Origin of the sequence: Pseudalkalibacillus decolorationis (genome assembly GCF_024609785.1) — a bacterium.
In the GTDB taxonomy this organism is placed as follows: domain Bacteria; phylum Bacillota; class Bacilli; order Bacillales; family Fictibacillaceae; genus Pseudalkalibacillus; species Pseudalkalibacillus decolorationis.
In genome coordinates, this window is record NZ_JANHJQ010000006.1 from 130,750 (window position 1) to 146,951 (window position 16,202).

The following is a 16,202-nucleotide window of genomic DNA, read 5'->3' on the forward strand; positions in this document are numbered from 1 at the left end:
ACCGTGAAAAAAGGTGTAAGGAGAGTGAACGAAAGACCATGATACAAGTGTATGGAAGAGAGGACGTTACTTGTGTAGAGGGGAAAGTTGTAAGGTCTGGTCGCAAAGAAGGTACGGTTTATGCATTTTTGGTAGACGGCATGTTAATTGATACCGGACCCAAATGCCTTGAAGCTGATCTAATTCCTTTCTACGAAGATAATTTGATTGACCTAGTCACATTAACCCATAGCCATGAGGATCATACGGGAACAGCTTCATGGATTCAAGAAAACCGAAATGTTCCAATTTATATGCATGATAAAGGAATTAGCATATGTGCTCAACCATGTTCGTATCCAAAGTATCGCCAGATTTCCTGGGGGGTACGAAATGCGTTCAAAGCTTTACCGCTTGGAGATACGATCCAATCTCGAAGTCAAGAGTGGAAAGTGATTTATACACCAGGTCATGCAGATGACCATATCTCACTTATTCATGAAGAAACAGGCAGATTATTTACAGGTGATTTATTTTTAGCTCCGAAGACAAAGGTCATTATGAATAGTGAATCGATCCCATTAATTATGAACTCAATTCGAATGCTGCTCTCCTATGATTTCGGATCGATATTTTGCAGCCATGCCGGGTACATACAGGATGGAAAAGGGATGATGAAGCAAAAGTTGAATTATCTTGAGAATCTTTGCGGTGAAGTGAAAAATCTACATCAGGAAGGACTCTCAATTGCTGAAATCAATAAAAAGCTATTCCAGAAAAAGTACCCAATTATAGCAGTTTCCGAAGGAGAATGGGACTCTTTGCATATCGTCACTTCAATTATTTCTGATGAAAAGCTTACCATTGCTAAGAGGTGAACATCATGACAAAAAGTAGCAGGTGTACATATTATGGGTGGTACATCGTTGCTTCGGCATCCGTGATCGTCCTACTCACCATGGGGTTGCGGATGGGGATCGGTCCTTTTGTTAAGCCGATTATGTTAGATTTAGAGTTGTCTCGAACGGAGTTTTCAGTCATCGTCGCAATTGGGATGATTGTTTATGGATTAGGAATGCCTCTAGCTGGATATCTTTTAAAACGCTACAGCACCCGTTCCGTCTTGTTAACCGGCTTAATTACTGTTTGTGCATCGATATTATGGACGATAAGCTCAAAAGAGTTGGTTTCGTTTCTTCTTTCTTTCGGTATTTTTCTATCACTAGGTCTTGCCTTTTTAAGCAATATTACTTTGGCACCGATCGTTAGTAAGTGGTTTGTTCGACAAAGGGGAAAGGCGCTCTTTTATTTGTCCACAGGTGGGATGGCAGGAATGGCTGTTATGACACCGGTTGAAACCCTGTTAATTCAGTTGGTCGGATGGCAGTGGACACTTCTAATTTTTGGAGGGGTGTTCATTTGCATCGTACTTCCCTCAGCTATCTTTGTCATGCGGGAAGTCGTACCGGAGGGGGCAGATGCTGCTGCAGTTTACGAAGGTAAAATTAAACAGGACAACCAACCGGAAATCACATGGAAAGACGCTGTTAAGACACGGCCTTACTGGCAAATCGTCACAGGAATGTTTGCCTGCGGTTTTAGCATGAATCTCATGGGATCCCACGCGGTCCCTATGTTGATGGATCATCATTTTAAGCCTATGAATGCTTCATTTGGCGTTGGGATAATTGGAGTTGTAGCAATTTTTAGCACTTTATTCTTGGGATCGATTGCAGATCGGTATCCCCGAAAAAACATTCTCTTTTGGGTCTATTTCGTTAGAGGTATGGGGATTCTCGGCTTAGTTTACGTGGTAACCCCATTGCAACTCTATTTCGTAGCAGCTACCGGAGGATTGGTATGGGCAGGATCAATTGCCATGTCCTCTGCGATTATGAGCGATTTATATGGGGTTCGTTTACTTGGGATTTTGAATGGGTGGGCTTTTTTCGGGCATCAGATCGGAGGAGCAATAGGCTCATTCATAGGTGGGTGGGGATATGAGACGTTTGGAACTCATGTATTAGCATTTGGAACAGCAGCTTTTATTTCTCTTATTGCTAGTGGGGCGTCCTATTATTTGCCTGAAAGTATTACATTTCCCAAGTATATTAAAATAGGTCATGGGCGTTCCCTTTAAAAGTAAAGGGATCGTTTTTACAATAAGAAGCTGACATGAAGAAGGCCGGAATTCCTTTTAACGCAATACCAAAATATAGCAATTGGGCAAATGACCTATTCTTTTGTCCCTAATAATTTCTTCTTAGATTGACAATAAAGTCGTTTAAATACAATAAAGTTGTTACATTTACAATAAAGTTATTTAAAAATCCTAGCATGTTTATTAAAGAATTATTGGCCCACCCTGTAAAATATTTAAACATCCGTTCAATAATTATCTTTTAATTATGGTGTATCAACAATTAGTGTCAATTAATCTTTGAGAAAATTCGAGTATTCTGAAGAATTTCAAAACCTTATGGAGGGATTGGTGGAGCATCTCAGGTAAGAAGTTTATAATCAATAGTAAAAACTAATACAATGTAATAGAAAGGTGTAGATAGAAGTGAGTGTTGCATCTTTTTTTCCTGAAAATATCAAAGTAGCCCTTAAGAATATTCCACCTGGGGAGTGGATTCCGGAGCTTCCGGAAGATTGTATTCGTCTGCATTCCGGCTATCCAGCACCTGCCCTTGTTCCGGATGAGGAGCTAAAGGTAGCTGTTACCAGTCTATTAGAAGAGGAACAGGATTTACCACTCCATTATCTTGGAAGTCCAAAAATTTTAAAACTAAAGGAACAGATTAAAGTAAGATTGGAAGAGAGAGGTATTTCTGTTTCGGGAGAAGAGCTTTTGATAACCTCTGGCGCTTGTCAGGCGATCGATTTGATTGCTCGCATTCTCCTAGATGAGGAGACAATCGTGGCAATAGAGTCTCCCACCTATATGGAGGCTTTAGAAATTTTTCAAAATTATACGAAGCGTATTATCAGTATTCCTGTAGATAAGCATGGACTTCAAACCGATGTTTTGGAAGAAATTTTAGCCGAAAGGAAGCGAAATGGGCTAGCCAATCCACGTTTTCTATATACTATTCCAACTTTTCAAAATCCAACAGGGACGACTATGACAGCAGAGCGCAGGCAGCATGTATTGGAGCTAGCCGACAGCTATAATTTCTTTATAGTAGAGGATGATGCGTACGGGGAATTATCATTTTATAAGAATCTACCAACACTGAAAGCAATGGATAAAAAGTCCAGAGTTTTGCATGTCGGTTCATTATCCAAGATAGTGGCACCAGGAATGCGTATTGGATGGATAACTGGAGCAAGTGAAATCATTCATGCATCCGCATGGTTTAAAAAAGATCTGAACCATCCGTTTGCTCAAGCGACCATGGCTGTATTCTTAGCAAACACCGATTTTGAGGTAAAACTCCTAACCTTGAGAGACACATACTGGGCTAAATGTGCCGTTCTACTCTCGGCACTAGAACAGTATCTTCCTGAATCAGCTTCCTGGTATGTGCCAGAAGGCGGTTACTTCGTGTGGATGAAAATTCCTGATGTCGAAACATCGGAAATGTTGACACAGGCGCTATCGGAGGGGGTATCTTTTATTCCTGGTAAATACTTTTTCATGGATCAAACAGATGGAACGGAATTTCTTCGCCTTTCCTTCAGTTATGAGGATGAAAAAGAAATAGTAGAGGGAATTCGGAGACTGGGAAGAGTCGTAGAAGCTAATCTTTGAATTCGGGTACAGCCAACATTTTATAAAAATCCTACGCTAAGGGAATACATAGCGTCATAACAACAAATTTTGCTGCGTTAATCATCTTTCATGAAGTGAATTTTAAATAAAAATCGGGTGTTTTCGGATTGCCTCTAAGGCTAAATACCTTCATACACTTCACGGAAGGTCTGTTCTGTGAAGTGTATTGATAGTAAATTCAGTATTTATTCTTTGTTTCACTAACGATGTGCAATTAATTAACTAACGCTGCAAGCCAAGAAAAATACGTTATCCTCTTTTTATAAAAAAAGAGGATAAAGAAGGAATTCATATTAGAAGAATTCCTTCTTTTCATACTAATTGTTAAGAAAAGACTTTTCAAAATATTCCAGAAGATACTCTAAAGTGATTGGATCACTGTAGGTGGATGCTTTACTATTTATTTCAAATACACGCCCGTTTTTAACCGCAGGTATGTTTTTCCATAATTCGGTCTCCAAAAATGAATTATCACCATCTGGGTTTTTACTAAAGATAATATAATCTCCAGCAAACTCAGGAAGTAATTCCGATGAAAGTGTATAAATACCTGATTCAAGTGCCAGTTCTTTTACATTTTCAGGCATTTTCAATTCCATTGCTTGATACAATATTTCTGTTCCACGTGCATAATTATTTCCAAATACATAAATCTCCTTAGGACCACTTTCAATCACAGAAACGGTTGCATCTTCACCAATTTTTGCTCGAATCGCTTCTCCTGCGGATTCGGCACGCTCTTTGAAATCATTAACCCATTCTTCTGCTTCCTTTTCTTTGTTTAAGAGTTTTCCGATTTCTATTTGCTGTGTTAAATAATCCAATTTTCCCCAACTGTATACTACAGTAGGTGCAATTTTATTTAGTTTATCAATATTTTTCATGTGAGATCCTGCTATGATTAGGTCTGGTTCTAGTTCAATGATTTTCTCCAAGTTTTCCTCTGATACGACTTCCACTCCCTCTAGACTTTCTTGAAAAAGTGGATTCATATTAGTCCATTGATCAATTCCAACGATATTACCATCTAAAGCCATTACATTTGGTCCATTAGTAAGAGCAATTATTCTTTGAGGGTCTGTAGGAACCTCAATAGGTCCAGTTTCTGATTGGTAAGTAAATGTTTCTGTTTCAGTCTCGGGTCCATTATTTGTGTTAGCTGTCTCTTTGTTCCCGCAAGCACTAAGAATAAGTACAAACAAGAATAGGAATGGTATTAATAGCTTTTTTATATTGATCTTCTCCTTTGCTAATTAGTGTAGGTTAAAAAATATAACAAATATGAAAATGCATACAATCAATAATGATAATCATTTTCAGTAGTCTACATCAAAAATATTAATAGTAATGATAATCATTGTCAATAAACTTATTTCAGATTGTTAAACTGTATTAATTAAGGACTGTTAGTGGATTCTTATCTTTAATAAGGATAAAAGGTGATCTTCAGTAATCTGCTATTTCTATTGCTAACGATTCCAGAATAAGAATTGCGCTCTTTCTTTTTGTGAAGGTCCAGATTATTGAACAACATAATCCCAAAAAGAACATTTTGAGTTATTGAATATTAATACAATTTAATGTATTATAATTCAATAACTATCTGGAGGGATAAAATGAATTTTAAAATTATTGAAGAACTATCTTTGAACAATTGGCAGCCCTTATCTACGTTACTTTATGATGGGTGGGTACTACGATTTTCACATGGTTATACGAAACGTGCTAATTCAATTAATCCTATCCATTATTCAACTTATGATTTGAATCAAAAAATTGAAGAATGCGAGAAAATCTACTCTAATAATGATTTAAGTACCACATTTAAAATCACGCCTTTTGTTAAACCAGAAAATTTAGATGATATTTTAGAGGAGAAGGCTTATTCTTTGATTGATTATACAAGTGTCCAAACCATGGAGCTAGATAGCATCATAGAACCAACCTTCCATTCCGTAAAACTAGATGGAGATATTAATGTAGAGTGGTTAGATAATTTTTGTAGACTGAATAATGTTGATGAAAAAACAAGGATACGATGGTACAAATGTTGTCCAATATTGCAACTCAAAGGTGCTTTATATCACTATATTATAAGGAAGATGTGATTGCCTGTGGTCTTGGGGTTATAGAAAGGGAGTACATAGGACTTTATGATATTGTCACTGATATTAAATTTAGGAATCAGGGATTCAGCGAACAGTTGATATTAAATTTACTAAAATGGGGGAAAGAAAATGGAGCTAAATACAGTTACCTAGCTGTTCCTTTGAATAATAAACCTGCATTAATACTTTATTCCAAAATTGGTTATTCGGAAATTTATAAGTATTGGTACAGGGTTAAAGAAAATGTTTGACCCACTTCTAATTCAACTAAACCAGCTAATAGTAGATACTCAACTATTCCATTATAGGAACTATTGTGAAATAAAAATATTAAATGTAAATGATTTGGATAGTAACGTATGAACGTCTCTTATATGTATAAAATTTCGAGTTATAAAATTATAACAAATGATTAAGTAAGCACTTTATTTACTCAGTGCTTATTTTTTATATAAAATAATGGGACGGACTGTCATGAGTGTTTAAGTAAGTGGAAACAGAAATCAGGATTAAAATAATGTGATGTTTTAACAATGTGATTAAATGATTTCTCCATCACACTTTTTCACTCCCTGTTTCTATATGATAAATATTCTAAAAATCTCTTGGACGCAAGGGAAAGTGATTTTTGCTCTCTCGTAGCAATACCAATATTTCTAAAAGCAGGAACTTCAAGCTCTTTCGCTATAATTTTGTGAGGAATACGCTGTAAAATCAATTCTGGTAATATACTGATTCCTAGCCCGTTTTCCACCATAGACATAATTGCATAGTCATCCCATGTTGTAAAATGAACTTGCGGTGAAATATGGTGCATCTCAAAAATTTCAGAGATTTCTGCTTTTGCTCCCTTTTCCAATAGCATAAACGGACTGTTCAATAAGTCGTTGATTGGAAACTTTTCGTAATTAGCAAGCGGATGATTTTGCGGAATCACTACCAGCAAACGGTCTTGCTCCATAAAGATTGTTTCAAATTCTGCTTTTGACGGTAGCCGCACAAATCCTAAGTCAACACGTCCGTTTGAAATCCAGCTTTCAATTTCTGTATAATCACCAAGCAGAAGTTCAAAATCTATCTTCGGGTAATCCTTCTTAAAAATTCTAATAATGTTAGGGAGCCAATGGGTTGCTACGCTGGAAAATGTCCCAATACGAATCATCCCAGACTGTATTTCGTGTAAGTCTTCGATATGAGTCATTAAGATTTCATGCTCATTACAGATTCGCTTTAATTGGGGCAGTAACTTTAAGCCATCCGAGGTTAAACTGATACCGGCACGTCCTCTTTCAAAAAGGGAAACTCCCCATTCCGTTTCTAAATCGTTAATCATACGGCTAATCCCAGACTGTGTATAGTCCAATGCTTCGGCAGCTCTTGTGAAGTTACCAAGTTCTACCACTTTGACAAATGCCATATATTTTTGGATATTCATACTCTTTTCCTTCCCCATCTGTTTTTGTCATACATATCATGATAAACATTCGTTTTTGTAATACATGTGAACATGATATGTTATTACTATCAAAAATTCAAGTTAGGAAAGGGATGTAGCGATGGGACTACAACCGGATATATGAAGGTCAAAACAAAGGAGATCGTCAATACTTCCTAACCTAAAGCACATTCCGACTGTGATTGAATTGGAAAATTCAGAAAAATAATGGTGATTAAAGTGAAAAGTGCATATTTCAAATATATAGCCGCATTGCTCCTGTTTGGCTCCAACGGAATTGTTGCAAGTTATATTTTATTGAACAGCTATGAAATCGTTTTTTTGCGGACTTTGATAGGTATCATTTTTCTGATTTTAGTATTTGCACTCTCTAAGCAGAAAGTACAGTTTTGGAAAAACAAATCACACTTTTTGTATTTAGTGATTTCCGGCATGGCGATGGGTACAAGCTGGATGTTTTTATTTGAAGCTTACGCACAAATAGGTGTAAGCATTGCCAGCCTTGCTTATTATTGCGGTCCTGTTATTGTCATGGTTCTTTCTCCCGTTATATTTAGGGAAAAGATGACAAGTGCCAAACTACTTGGATTTCTTGCTGTAATAATTGGAATGCTTTGTGTAAACGGGCAAGCTTTGTCGCAGGATGGAACTTCTTGGGGATTGATTTGTGGAATTTTATCAGCAATCACATATGCCATTATGGTGGTTTTCAATAAAAAGGCAAAAAGCATAACAGGACTTGAAAATGCCATGTGCCAGTTATTTACTAGCCTTTATAACGGTTGCAATTTTTATAGGTTTAAAGCAAGGATTTTCAGTCAACATTATGCAAGGAAATCTGATACCCATACTGCTATTAGGCGTTGTATGTACTGGAATCGGTTGCTATTTTTATTTTTCTTCCATTGGTGGTTTGCCCGTTCAGACAGTGTCAATCCTCGGATATTTGGAGCCGCTATCGGCATTGATTTTTTCAGCTGCCATTTTAGGAGAAAAGTTAAGTCTTGTGCAAATAGCCGGGGCTTTGTTGATTTTAGGAGGTGCAGCATTTGGAGAATTGTTTCGGTCGAAGAAAAACGAGCTAAGGGAAGAAAAAGGCAAAGTGTCATGATTGAATGAAATTTTTAAAGAGTATTGCTAATGAGAGCTGAAAAATTATAAAAAGTAGTCCTTATCTAAAAGTAGGGTATCAAGTATTTTATCGTATGGATATTGGCCAACTACATGAGCTTTGAAGCCCAGTATGAGTCAGCAGAAAGAAATCTTCTTATAAATACTGGTGAAGTAATAGATCATCTACGTGTCTTAAATTAAAGTAAAAAATGCTAATTTTCCCCTTTGAGGCTCTGTCCTCTTTTTTTTATTGGTTAAGAAACTATAAAATCCCTTCTTTATCTCTGTTATCCCGGTGATAGTGATCTTGCCTTTCTGGAAGAGCGACTCTGCATAATGTAATGAGGTTCCAAAGATTAGAAACTTTTTATTTTTAGAGTTTTCTTGACGTTTGGCTATTCCAAAATATATAATATTCCTATCAATTTAGTCGGAATTGAGAGGGGAGAGATGGATTTGAAAATAAGAAAGATATTAATGGGTGTAACATTATTTGTCCTTTTATTCGGTGCAACTGCATGCGGAAAGAACGAAGAGAGCAATGGTGATGGAAAGTCTGGGAAATTGACAATTGGTTACGTCAACGTTATGGATGACGCACCTGCTATGTTGGCAGAGGATGCTGGTTTATATGAAAAGCACGGATTGGATGTTGAACTGAAGCTCTTCGGAAGTGGCACGGACCTTATTAAAGGGATTGTCAACGGTGAACTGGACGCCGGTGTTTTAGGAGCCACAAATGCTGTATCCTGGGCGGCAAAGGGAGCGGACCTTAAAATTGTTGGTGGAGCGCAAATGGGATATCACAGCATCTTAGCACGTAAAGACAGCGGAATAAATTCTGTCAGTGACTTGAAAGGTAAAAATTTCGCCTCACAAAAGCAAGGGAGCACAGCTGATATTGTCTTGAACGGTGTAACCTTTAAAGAAGCAGGTTTAAAGCGAAGTGATGTGAACATGAATTATGTTACTCCAACAGTAGCGATTCAATCGTTGCAATCGGGTAAAGTGGATGCCGCGTTTCTTTTTGAGCCTTATGATCGAATAGCAAGGTTACAGGGCAACTTGGATGAAATTTATGAAATTGGAGAAGTGTGGCCGTTTCCATGTATGGTGGTTATTACTTCGGGTGACAAAGTGAAGAATCATCAAGACACTATATACAAAGTGCTTGACGCTCAGAAAGAAGCGATTGAAATGCTTGAGAACGATCCAGGTAAGGCAGCTGAATACATCTACCCTCGATTTGCTGAAGGGGAAACGTTCGAATCGTCTGATGGGGAAGTTGCTTCAGTTGATGTTATTCAAGAAGCGATAGAAGCACAAACATTTAACTGGAAGCTCACGCCTGAAAACGTGGATCAAATTCAGAAAGTTACAGACCTGATGGTGGAACAAAACATTCTCGATAGTAAATTCAACGTTAAAGATATTATTGACTTGTCATGGCAAAAGGAAAAAAAGTAACAGGCAGGGGAATTCACTGTGAAAATTGATGAAAACGTAAAAAGCAAAGAGGGGTTATCCGCCCCTTTTCAACCATTTGGAAAGACTATACCTTATATTGCAGCTGTTGGAAGTCTGTTATTTATCTGGCAGATTGTCGCTTGGATTTTACCTGAGTTTTTAATGCCTGATGTGAGCCAAGGATTAAAAAGATTCATTGATAACTTTTCGGATCCTGATTTTCTAAACGGTTTACAGAGCAGTTTGTACAGGCTTGCATGGGGCTACCCGATTGCCTGTCTTTTAGGGGCGGTACTTGGATTATTAGGAGGAGTTTCAAAGACATTCTCTGTTTACTTGAAAAGTGTCGTTTCCATTTTACAATCCATTCCTCCGATCACCTGGGTTCCTTTTTTCGTCGTTCTGATCGGGTTTGGAAATTTACCGATTATTTTTGTCATTACAATCGCTAGTTTCTTTCCGATGGCCCTTTCCGTATTAAATGCAACGGAAGGAGTGAACCGGACACATCTTGAACTTGCTCGCGTGATGGGAGCGAATACCAGACAACTGATAACAAAAGTATACGGACCGGAAACCTTGCCTGCTTTTGTTACTGGCGCACAAGTCGCGTTTGGTAATGCTTGGCGGTCACTGATCGCTGCTGAAATGGTCGGTGGAGCGTCAGCAGGGCTCGGTTGGTCGATCAGTTATGCAGGCGAGATTGCGGATATGGAAGGTGTACTTGCAAGTATTGTAACGATTGGTACCATAGCCATTATCCTTGATCATGTTGTCCTTAACGGAATTAAACGGAAACTACTGAAATGGCGCTATACAGGCGGTGATGAAAAATAATGCAAACATTACAGTTGAAAAACGTCAATAAAACATTTGGAAACCTTAAAGTACTTGAGGATATCAGCTTAAACGTTAAAAAGGGAGAGTTTGCGGCGATCGTTGGTCCTTCAGGATGTGGTAAAAGTACGGCCCTTCGCATGTTTGCTGGTTTGGAAACTCCATCTGAAGGTGAAGTATTAGCGAATGGAAAATTGGTTACGGAACCTGATTCGAATCGAGTCATGATATTTCAGGAGCACGCCCTGTATCCGTGGAGGACAATTGAAGATAATGTCAGGCTTGGACTAGAATTGACCAATTCTCCGAAAAATGAACGACGGGAACGCGTCAATAGAGTGCTTGAAAAGGTCGGATTAGATGGTTTTCAAACGTATTATCCACATCAACTCTCAGGAGGAATGAAACAGCGCGCTTCAATTGCCAGAGCACTTGTCATGGATCCTGAAGTTTTATTATTAGATGAACCATACGGGGCGTTAGATGCCATTACTCGACTGACGATGCAGAATGAGTTGATCAAATTATGGCACGGCTCCAACCAAACGATGTTATTGATTACACATGACATTGATGAAGCCTTATATTTAGCGGACCGGGTCTTTGTGATGAGCTCACGACCTGGGAAGGTTGTATCCGAGGTCCAAAATGAAATTCCACGTCCCCGTGACCGCAACAGTGTGGATTTTGTGAAATTACGACAAGAGATAATGAAAAGTTTAGATATCAATTGAATCAGTACAAATGAACTAAAGCCATCCGTTTATTGTGAAAACAACGGATGGCTTTAATTTCGTTTTAATAGTTATAAAGCAAGAGTAACTCTATACCAAGGAGTTTTTGAGCTCAACGGCTACCCTTACAATTTCTCTTTATCGTTTGTATAACATAGAAAAATATACCCAAAAAAGTGTACATATTTTTATGTTTTTTTATACAACCTATGATTGTATAAGGAGGTGTTAATTATGCCGAACAACAATCAACTTGTAGTTCCTGGTGCTCAACAAGCTCTTAATCAAATGAAACAGGAAATTGCGAACGAATTTGGGGTACAACTTGGTCCTGATACAGCTTCTCGTGCGAACGGTTCTGTTGGTGGAGAAATTACGAAGCGCCTTGTTGCAACTGCTCAACAACAATTTGGTGGACAACAGCAATAATAGTGATGGATTAAAAAACCGGGGATTGGTCCCTGGTTTTTTTAATGATTTTAAAAAGAAAAAATTTTTAAACATTATCCTTTTCCTGATTGGACCACAGGCAAAGACAATTCGGGTTGAATCAACTGTACCCGAGGAACTGTTTGTTTGTTTTCTACTAAGTTCATAACGGAGGTGACCATTTTGTCTGCCAATTTATCAATGGGAACCCCGACACTTGTTAAAGGTGTTTCAAGTAATTTCATTTGAGGGATGTTATCGTAACCGATTAGTAAAATGTCTTCCGGGATTTTTAGTTGGGCTTCTTTCAAAGCTCTTAAAACCCCTTGACTAATGTCATAGCTTCCGCTTATCAAGCCTGTAGGTAATGAATTTGATTCAATTAATCTCTTCGCTGCTTTGTAGCCATCAAACCAATCTAAACCTCGGGTGTCAATCATACCAAAGTTCGGGTCTATATTTAATTGGAGTTGATTCATCGACTCCCTAAAGCCCAATGCTTTTTTTTGTTGGCGAAGGTCAATTTGAGACAGATCACCGATATATGAAATATGTTTGTGGCCTAATTCAAATAAATAGTGAACAGCGATAAAAATTGCCTTTTTATGATTCACATCGATAATAGGATATGAATTTTGGTTAGGCACCCCATAAGACACTAAAGGAATACTTTCAGGAATAAAACTTTCTATTAAATCTTTCTCACTTTCTTCGAAAACTAAAATCCCGTCAACTTGCATTCGCTTAAATAACTCTATAGCGGATTTAATAGGATTGATCGATAAAATCATGGAATAGCCTTGTTCCTCGATCTTTTTGTTAATTTCTGTGACAAGGGCAGACAGCGCAATACGCTCAATTGTCGGCCAGGCCAAACCGATCGCTTGGCTTTTTTTCTTAACCAGATTTCTTGCGGCAAAATTGGGTTGATATCCGAGTGCTTTGGCACTTTTCAGTACTTTTTCTTTTGTCGGTTTTTTGACAAGCGGGCTGTTATTTAACGCTTTTGATACGGTTGAGTAACTAAGCCCGGTTTCTTTTGCAATATCCTTGATGGTTACGCCCATTTGCAGTTCACTCCCAAAGTTAAGAAATAAATAAGGGTTGCAATATTTTGATTTTTCATTTAACATTTTTACAACGTTGTTATTCCCTATTATAATTTTTTTGACGTCAAATAACAACGTTGTTAATAATAATTTGTTCGATGGTGACAGGTACTGGCCCGAAAAAAATATGAATTGAAAAATTTAAGATGGTTACAGGGCCGGCTAAAAATAACAACGTTGTTATGGGTTTTTTTGCTTTTGTGTAAGCGTATTCAGTATGTATCAAATGTTCCGGTTTCAAATCGACAAATTCGGGTGGTACAGGCACCGTATTGGAGGATTGTGTTATGAGAAAATTTTATTCCGTCGTACTTCTGTCGGTCATGTTATTAGGAATGCTAACAGCGTGTAGTGGCGGCATGGATGCGGAAAATACAGATGAAGGCGTCACATTAAGACTGGCCCATAATCAAAATGAAAAGCACCCTGTACACAAGTCTTTAGTGGAATTTTCTGAATTGGTAAAAGAAAAAACCAACGGACAGGTAAAAATCAAACTTTATCCAAATGGACAACTTGGTTCTGAACGGGAAGTTATTGAATTGACGCAAACAGGAGCCGTTGATATTGCAAAAGTAAGTGCAAGTGCATTAGAGAGTTTTGAAGAGGTTTATTCGATATTCAGTGTGCCTTATTTATTTGATAACAAAGAACACTACTACAAAGTAATGGACAGCGGGATCGCTAAGGAAATTTATCAATCAACGAAAGATATCGGCTTTATCGGGCTCACATGGTACGACGCAGGCTCCCGGAATTTTTACACAAAAAACACACCTATAATGAAGCCTGAAGATTTAAATGGGCTGAAAATTCGCGTGCAGCCAAGCCAGACTGTCATTCGCATGGTTGAACTGATGGGCGGGGCACCCACTCCAATGGCGTACGGTGAAGTCTACACGGCCATTCAGCAAGGGGTTATTGACGGTGCGGAAAACAATGTAACCGCTTTGACCAACAGCAAACACGGGGAAGTGGCCAAACATTTTTCCTTTGACGAGCACTCTTTTGTTCCCGATACATTGATTATGAATTTATCTAAGTGGGACAAATTATCTGACGAACAAAAGAAAGCGGTTACTGAAGCCGCTAAAGAATCTACAGAATATCATAAGAAAGTTTGGGCAAAAGCGGTTAAACATTCGATTGAAAAAGCTAAAAAGATGGGCGTACATTTTTATTATCCGGAGAAAGAGCCATTCCAAATAGCGGTCAAGCCTTTGCACGAAAAATTCGCAAAACAGCCATCCACAGCGGAATATTACAAAAGAATTCGAGGTATGGCTAAAGATAAATAATCAGCCGACCATTTAAGATTTTTCCTTTATTAAAAACAAGGTGGGGAAATGTTTATGCAAACGCTTAAAAAATTGTTGGACAGAACAGTTGAGTTCTTTACGTGTACATTGTTGGTGGTAATGGTACTTGGAGCTATCTGGCAAGTTTTTTCAAGATATGTTTTAAATTCACCCAGTACCTTTACCTCGGAATTTCTACGATACGCTTTAATATGGGTGTCCATGCTTGGTGGCGCCTATGCCTTTGGGAAGAAGAAGCATCTCGCAATTGTTTTTATCAAGAGAAAATTTTCGGGAAAAATGCGGCTTGCAGTTAATGTGTTTATTGAACTGCTCCTAATCACTTTTGCAACCGTGGTCATGATTTATGGTGGGTTAGCAGCCGTCAAGCTTGCATTGGGTGAGATCTCCCCGACTCTGGGTATTCCGGTTGGTTATGTTTACCTTGCCGTCCCGCTTTCGGGAATATTCATTATCGGCTATAGTGTGATTGAATTGGCTCATTTGTTAATGCATAAATCCGAAGGGGAACGCAAAGAAGTAAAAACTGTCGTTTAAGGAAGCTCTTTACTATAAGGAGGTACATGATGGCTTTAGAAGCAGGATTATTATTACTCGTGATATTCTTTATAACAATATTCATTGGTATCCCTATTGCTGTATGCATAGCGATTTCATCCATTGTAACGATGTTATTGCTATTTCCGTTTGATGTCACGTTGTTTACGGCAGCACAAAGATTAGCTACGGGGATTAACAGTTTTTCATTATTGGCGATACCGTTCTTTGTTCTGGCCGGAATTATCATGAATAACGGCGGTATTGCACTGAAACTGATTAATTTTGCCAAACTTCTCAGCGGCAGGCTGCCAGGGTCATTAGCTCACACCAATGTGGTGGGGAATATGTTATTTGGTTCAATTTCAGGTTCATCTGTTGCAGCAGCTGCTGCAATAGGCGGCGTGATGTCGCCGCTGCAGAAGAAAGAGGGATATGACCGCACTTATTCGGCAGCGGTAAATATCGCATCGGCTCCTACAGGTCTGTTGATCCCGCCGAGCGGACTTTTAATCGTTTATTCACTTGTCAGCGGAGGGACTTCGATCGCAGCCTTATTTATTGGTGGTTATCTTCCGGGAATCTTATGGGGATTGGCCACAATGGCTGTCGCTTCCTTTATTGCAAAAAGAAAGAAATATCCAATTGCCGAGAGGGTGTCCGTCAGGCAAGGATTTAAGGTTTTTTTTGAAGCTATTCCGAGTCTGTTGTTAATTGTGATCGTGATCGGCGGAATTATAGCCGGCATCTTTACAGCGACCGAGGGTGCTGCCATCGCGGTAGCCTATACGGTGATTCTGTCAATGATTTATGGCACATTCAAACTGAAACTCATTCCAAAAATGCTGTTGGAAACGATAGAAACCACGGCTATTATTATGTTGCTCATTGGTGCATCGTCCATGCTTTCACTTGTAATGGCGTTCACAGGAATCCCCGATGCCATCAGCCATACGATTTTAAGTATTACGGACAGCCCTATTATAATTCTGTTAATAATCAACGTTATTCTGTTGATTATCGGCATGTTTATGGATATAACACCGGCCGTTTTGATTTTTACACCGATTTTCTTGCCGATTGTACAAGATTTCGGAATGGACCCAGTTCATTTTGGCATTATGCTTGTGTTTAACTTGTGTATAGGAAATATTACACCTCCTGTCGGAAGTGCTTTATTTGTTGGGTGCAGTGTAGCCAAAGTGGATATTGAAGAGGTCGTGAAACCAATTTTGCCGTTCTACGGGGCGATTCTTATCGTGTTGTTACTTGTGACGTATTTTCCGCAAATTAGTCTTATCTTACCGAAACTATTTGGGCTTTAAACTGTGTAGGG

The 16,202-nt window shown here is 38.5% G+C and carries 16 protein-coding genes; 13 read left to right on the forward strand and 3 right to left on the reverse strand.

From position 1 onward, the window contains the following. The first annotated feature begins 38 nt into the window (after positions 1 to 38). From NON16_RS07585 to NON16_RS07595, 3 genes are all read left to right on the forward strand, one after another. Complete coding sequence (locus NON16_RS07585) at positions 39 to 857, forward strand: MBL fold metallo-hydrolase (protein WP_257348215.1); 819 nt, start codon at positions 39 to 41, stop codon at positions 855 to 857. Between the two features lie 5 nt (positions 858 to 862). Continuing rightward, positions 863 to 2,119, forward strand: coding sequence for an MFS transporter (locus NON16_RS07590; RefSeq protein WP_257348216.1), 1,257 nt, complete (start codon positions 863 to 865; stop codon positions 2,117 to 2,119). Positions 2,120 to 2,545: 426 nt separating this feature from the next. Next, complete coding sequence (locus tag NON16_RS07595) at positions 2,546 to 3,736, forward strand: aminotransferase-like domain-containing protein (protein WP_257348217.1); 1,191 nt, start codon at positions 2,546 to 2,548, stop codon at positions 3,734 to 3,736. 338 nt (positions 3,737 to 4,074) lie between these two features. Here the strand turns inward: NON16_RS07595 and NON16_RS07600 are convergent, their stop codons facing one another. Continuing rightward, entirely contained in the window at positions 4,075 to 4,989 is a 915-nt protein-coding gene (locus NON16_RS07600; RefSeq protein WP_257348304.1) for an iron-hydroxamate ABC transporter substrate-binding protein, read from the reverse strand. 384 nt (positions 4,990 to 5,373) lie between these two features. Between NON16_RS07600 and NON16_RS07605 the strand changes: the two genes are divergently transcribed. Together NON16_RS07605 and NON16_RS07610 are read left to right on the forward strand one after the other, a co-directional pair. Further along, positions 5,374 to 5,865 carry a GNAT family N-acetyltransferase, cg3035/Rv0428c family gene (locus NON16_RS07605; RefSeq protein WP_257348218.1) on the forward strand — a complete coding sequence of 164 codons (492 nt, stop codon included), beginning with the start codon at positions 5,374 to 5,376 and terminating at the stop codon, positions 5,863 to 5,865. Further along, entirely contained in the window at positions 5,805 to 6,116 is a 312-nt protein-coding gene (locus tag NON16_RS07610) for a GNAT family N-acetyltransferase (RefSeq protein ID WP_257348220.1), read from the forward strand. The genes NON16_RS07605 and NON16_RS07610 overlap by 61 nt, the downstream gene beginning before the upstream one ends. A 314-nt stretch (positions 6,117 to 6,430) precedes the next feature. On the opposite strand, the gene NON16_RS07615 is transcribed toward NON16_RS07610, so the two are convergent. Next, on the reverse strand, positions 6,431 to 7,300 hold the full coding sequence (locus NON16_RS07615; protein WP_257348221.1) for a LysR family transcriptional regulator: 870 nt from the start codon (positions 7,298 to 7,300) through the stop codon (positions 6,431 to 6,433). 240 nt (positions 7,301 to 7,540) lie between these two features. On the opposite strand from NON16_RS07615, the gene NON16_RS25835 reads away from it, so the two are divergent. From NON16_RS25835 to NON16_RS07640, 5 genes are all read left to right on the forward strand, one after another. Beyond that, positions 7,541 to 8,440 (forward strand): DMT family transporter, encoded by a 900-nt coding sequence (locus tag NON16_RS25835; protein WP_257348223.1) that lies wholly within the window; start codon positions 7,541 to 7,543, stop codon positions 8,438 to 8,440. A gap of 450 nt (positions 8,441 to 8,890) precedes the next feature. Continuing rightward, positions 8,891 to 9,901 carry an ABC transporter substrate-binding protein gene (locus NON16_RS07625; RefSeq protein ID WP_257348224.1) on the forward strand — a complete coding sequence of 337 codons (1,011 nt, stop codon included), beginning with the start codon at positions 8,891 to 8,893 and terminating at the stop codon, positions 9,899 to 9,901. Between the two features lie 18 nt (positions 9,902 to 9,919). Beyond that, on the forward strand, positions 9,920 to 10,738 hold the full coding sequence (locus NON16_RS07630) for an ABC transporter permease (RefSeq protein WP_257348225.1): 819 nt from the start codon (positions 9,920 to 9,922) through the stop codon (positions 10,736 to 10,738). Continuing rightward, positions 10,738 to 11,472, forward strand: coding sequence for an ABC transporter ATP-binding protein (locus NON16_RS07635; protein WP_257348226.1), 735 nt, complete (start codon positions 10,738 to 10,740; stop codon positions 11,470 to 11,472). Before NON16_RS07630 ends, NON16_RS07635 begins: the two co-directional genes overlap by 1 nt. A gap of 234 nt (positions 11,473 to 11,706) precedes the next feature. Continuing rightward, a complete protein-coding gene (locus NON16_RS07640) occupies positions 11,707 to 11,901 on the forward strand; it encodes an alpha/beta-type small acid-soluble spore protein (protein ID WP_257348227.1) in 195 nt (64 codons plus the stop codon). A gap of 74 nt (positions 11,902 to 11,975) precedes the next feature. On the opposite strand, the gene NON16_RS07645 is transcribed toward NON16_RS07640, so the two are convergent. Then, positions 11,976 to 13,034 carry a LacI family DNA-binding transcriptional regulator gene (locus tag NON16_RS07645; protein ID WP_257348229.1) on the reverse strand — a complete coding sequence of 353 codons (1,059 nt, stop codon included), beginning with the start codon at positions 13,032 to 13,034 and terminating at the stop codon, positions 11,976 to 11,978. A 263-nt stretch (positions 13,035 to 13,297) separates the two neighbouring features. Between NON16_RS07645 and NON16_RS07650 the strand changes: the two genes are divergently transcribed. Genes NON16_RS07650 through NON16_RS07660 form a run of 3 tightly spaced genes read left to right on the forward strand, consistent with a single transcriptional unit; the run spans position 13,298 to position 16,191 of the window. After that, entirely contained in the window at positions 13,298 to 14,308 is a 1,011-nt protein-coding gene (locus NON16_RS07650) for a TRAP transporter substrate-binding protein (RefSeq protein ID WP_257348231.1), read from the forward strand. A 54-nt stretch (positions 14,309 to 14,362) separates the two neighbouring features. Further along, positions 14,363 to 14,866, forward strand: coding sequence for a TRAP transporter small permease (locus NON16_RS07655; protein ID WP_257348232.1), 504 nt, complete (start codon positions 14,363 to 14,365; stop codon positions 14,864 to 14,866). 29 nt (positions 14,867 to 14,895) lie between these two features. Then, on the forward strand, positions 14,896 to 16,191 hold the full coding sequence (locus NON16_RS07660) for a TRAP transporter large permease (protein ID WP_257348233.1): 1,296 nt from the start codon (positions 14,896 to 14,898) through the stop codon (positions 16,189 to 16,191). The last annotated feature ends 11 nt before the right edge of the window (positions 16,192 to 16,202 follow it).

Bases quoted from the DNA above. Each gene is read 5' to 3' on its own strand.
- NON16_RS07655 (WP_257348232.1), top strand. From the start codon at position 14,363: ATGCAAACGCTTAAAAAATTGTTGGACAGAACAGTTGAGTTCTTTACG.
- NON16_RS07590 (WP_257348216.1), top strand. From the start codon at position 863: ATGACAAAAAGTAGCAGGTGTACATATTATGGGTGGTACATCGTTGCT.
- NON16_RS07650 (WP_257348231.1), top strand. From the start codon at position 13,298: ATGAGAAAATTTTATTCCGTCGTACTTCTGTCGGTCATGTTATTAGGA.
- NON16_RS07660 (WP_257348233.1), top strand. From the start codon at position 14,896: ATGGCTTTAGAAGCAGGATTATTATTACTCGTGATATTCTTTATAACA.
- NON16_RS07585 (WP_257348215.1), top strand. From the start codon at position 39: ATGATACAAGTGTATGGAAGAGAGGACGTTACTTGTGTAGAGGGGAAA.
- NON16_RS07635 (WP_257348226.1), top strand. From the start codon at position 10,738: ATGCAAACATTACAGTTGAAAAACGTCAATAAAACATTTGGAAACCTT.
- NON16_RS07615 (WP_257348221.1), bottom strand. From the start codon at position 7,300: ATGAATATCCAAAAATATATGGCATTTGTCAAAGTGGTAGAACTTGGT.
- NON16_RS07610 (WP_257348220.1), top strand. From the start codon at position 5,805: ATGTTGTCCAATATTGCAACTCAAAGGTGCTTTATATCACTATATTAT.
- NON16_RS07605 (WP_257348218.1), top strand. From the start codon at position 5,374: ATGAATTTTAAAATTATTGAAGAACTATCTTTGAACAATTGGCAGCCC.
- NON16_RS07640 (WP_257348227.1), top strand. From the start codon at position 11,707: ATGCCGAACAACAATCAACTTGTAGTTCCTGGTGCTCAACAAGCTCTT.
- NON16_RS07645 (WP_257348229.1), bottom strand. From the start codon at position 13,034: ATGTTAAATGAAAAATCAAAATATTGCAACCCTTATTTATTTCTTAAC.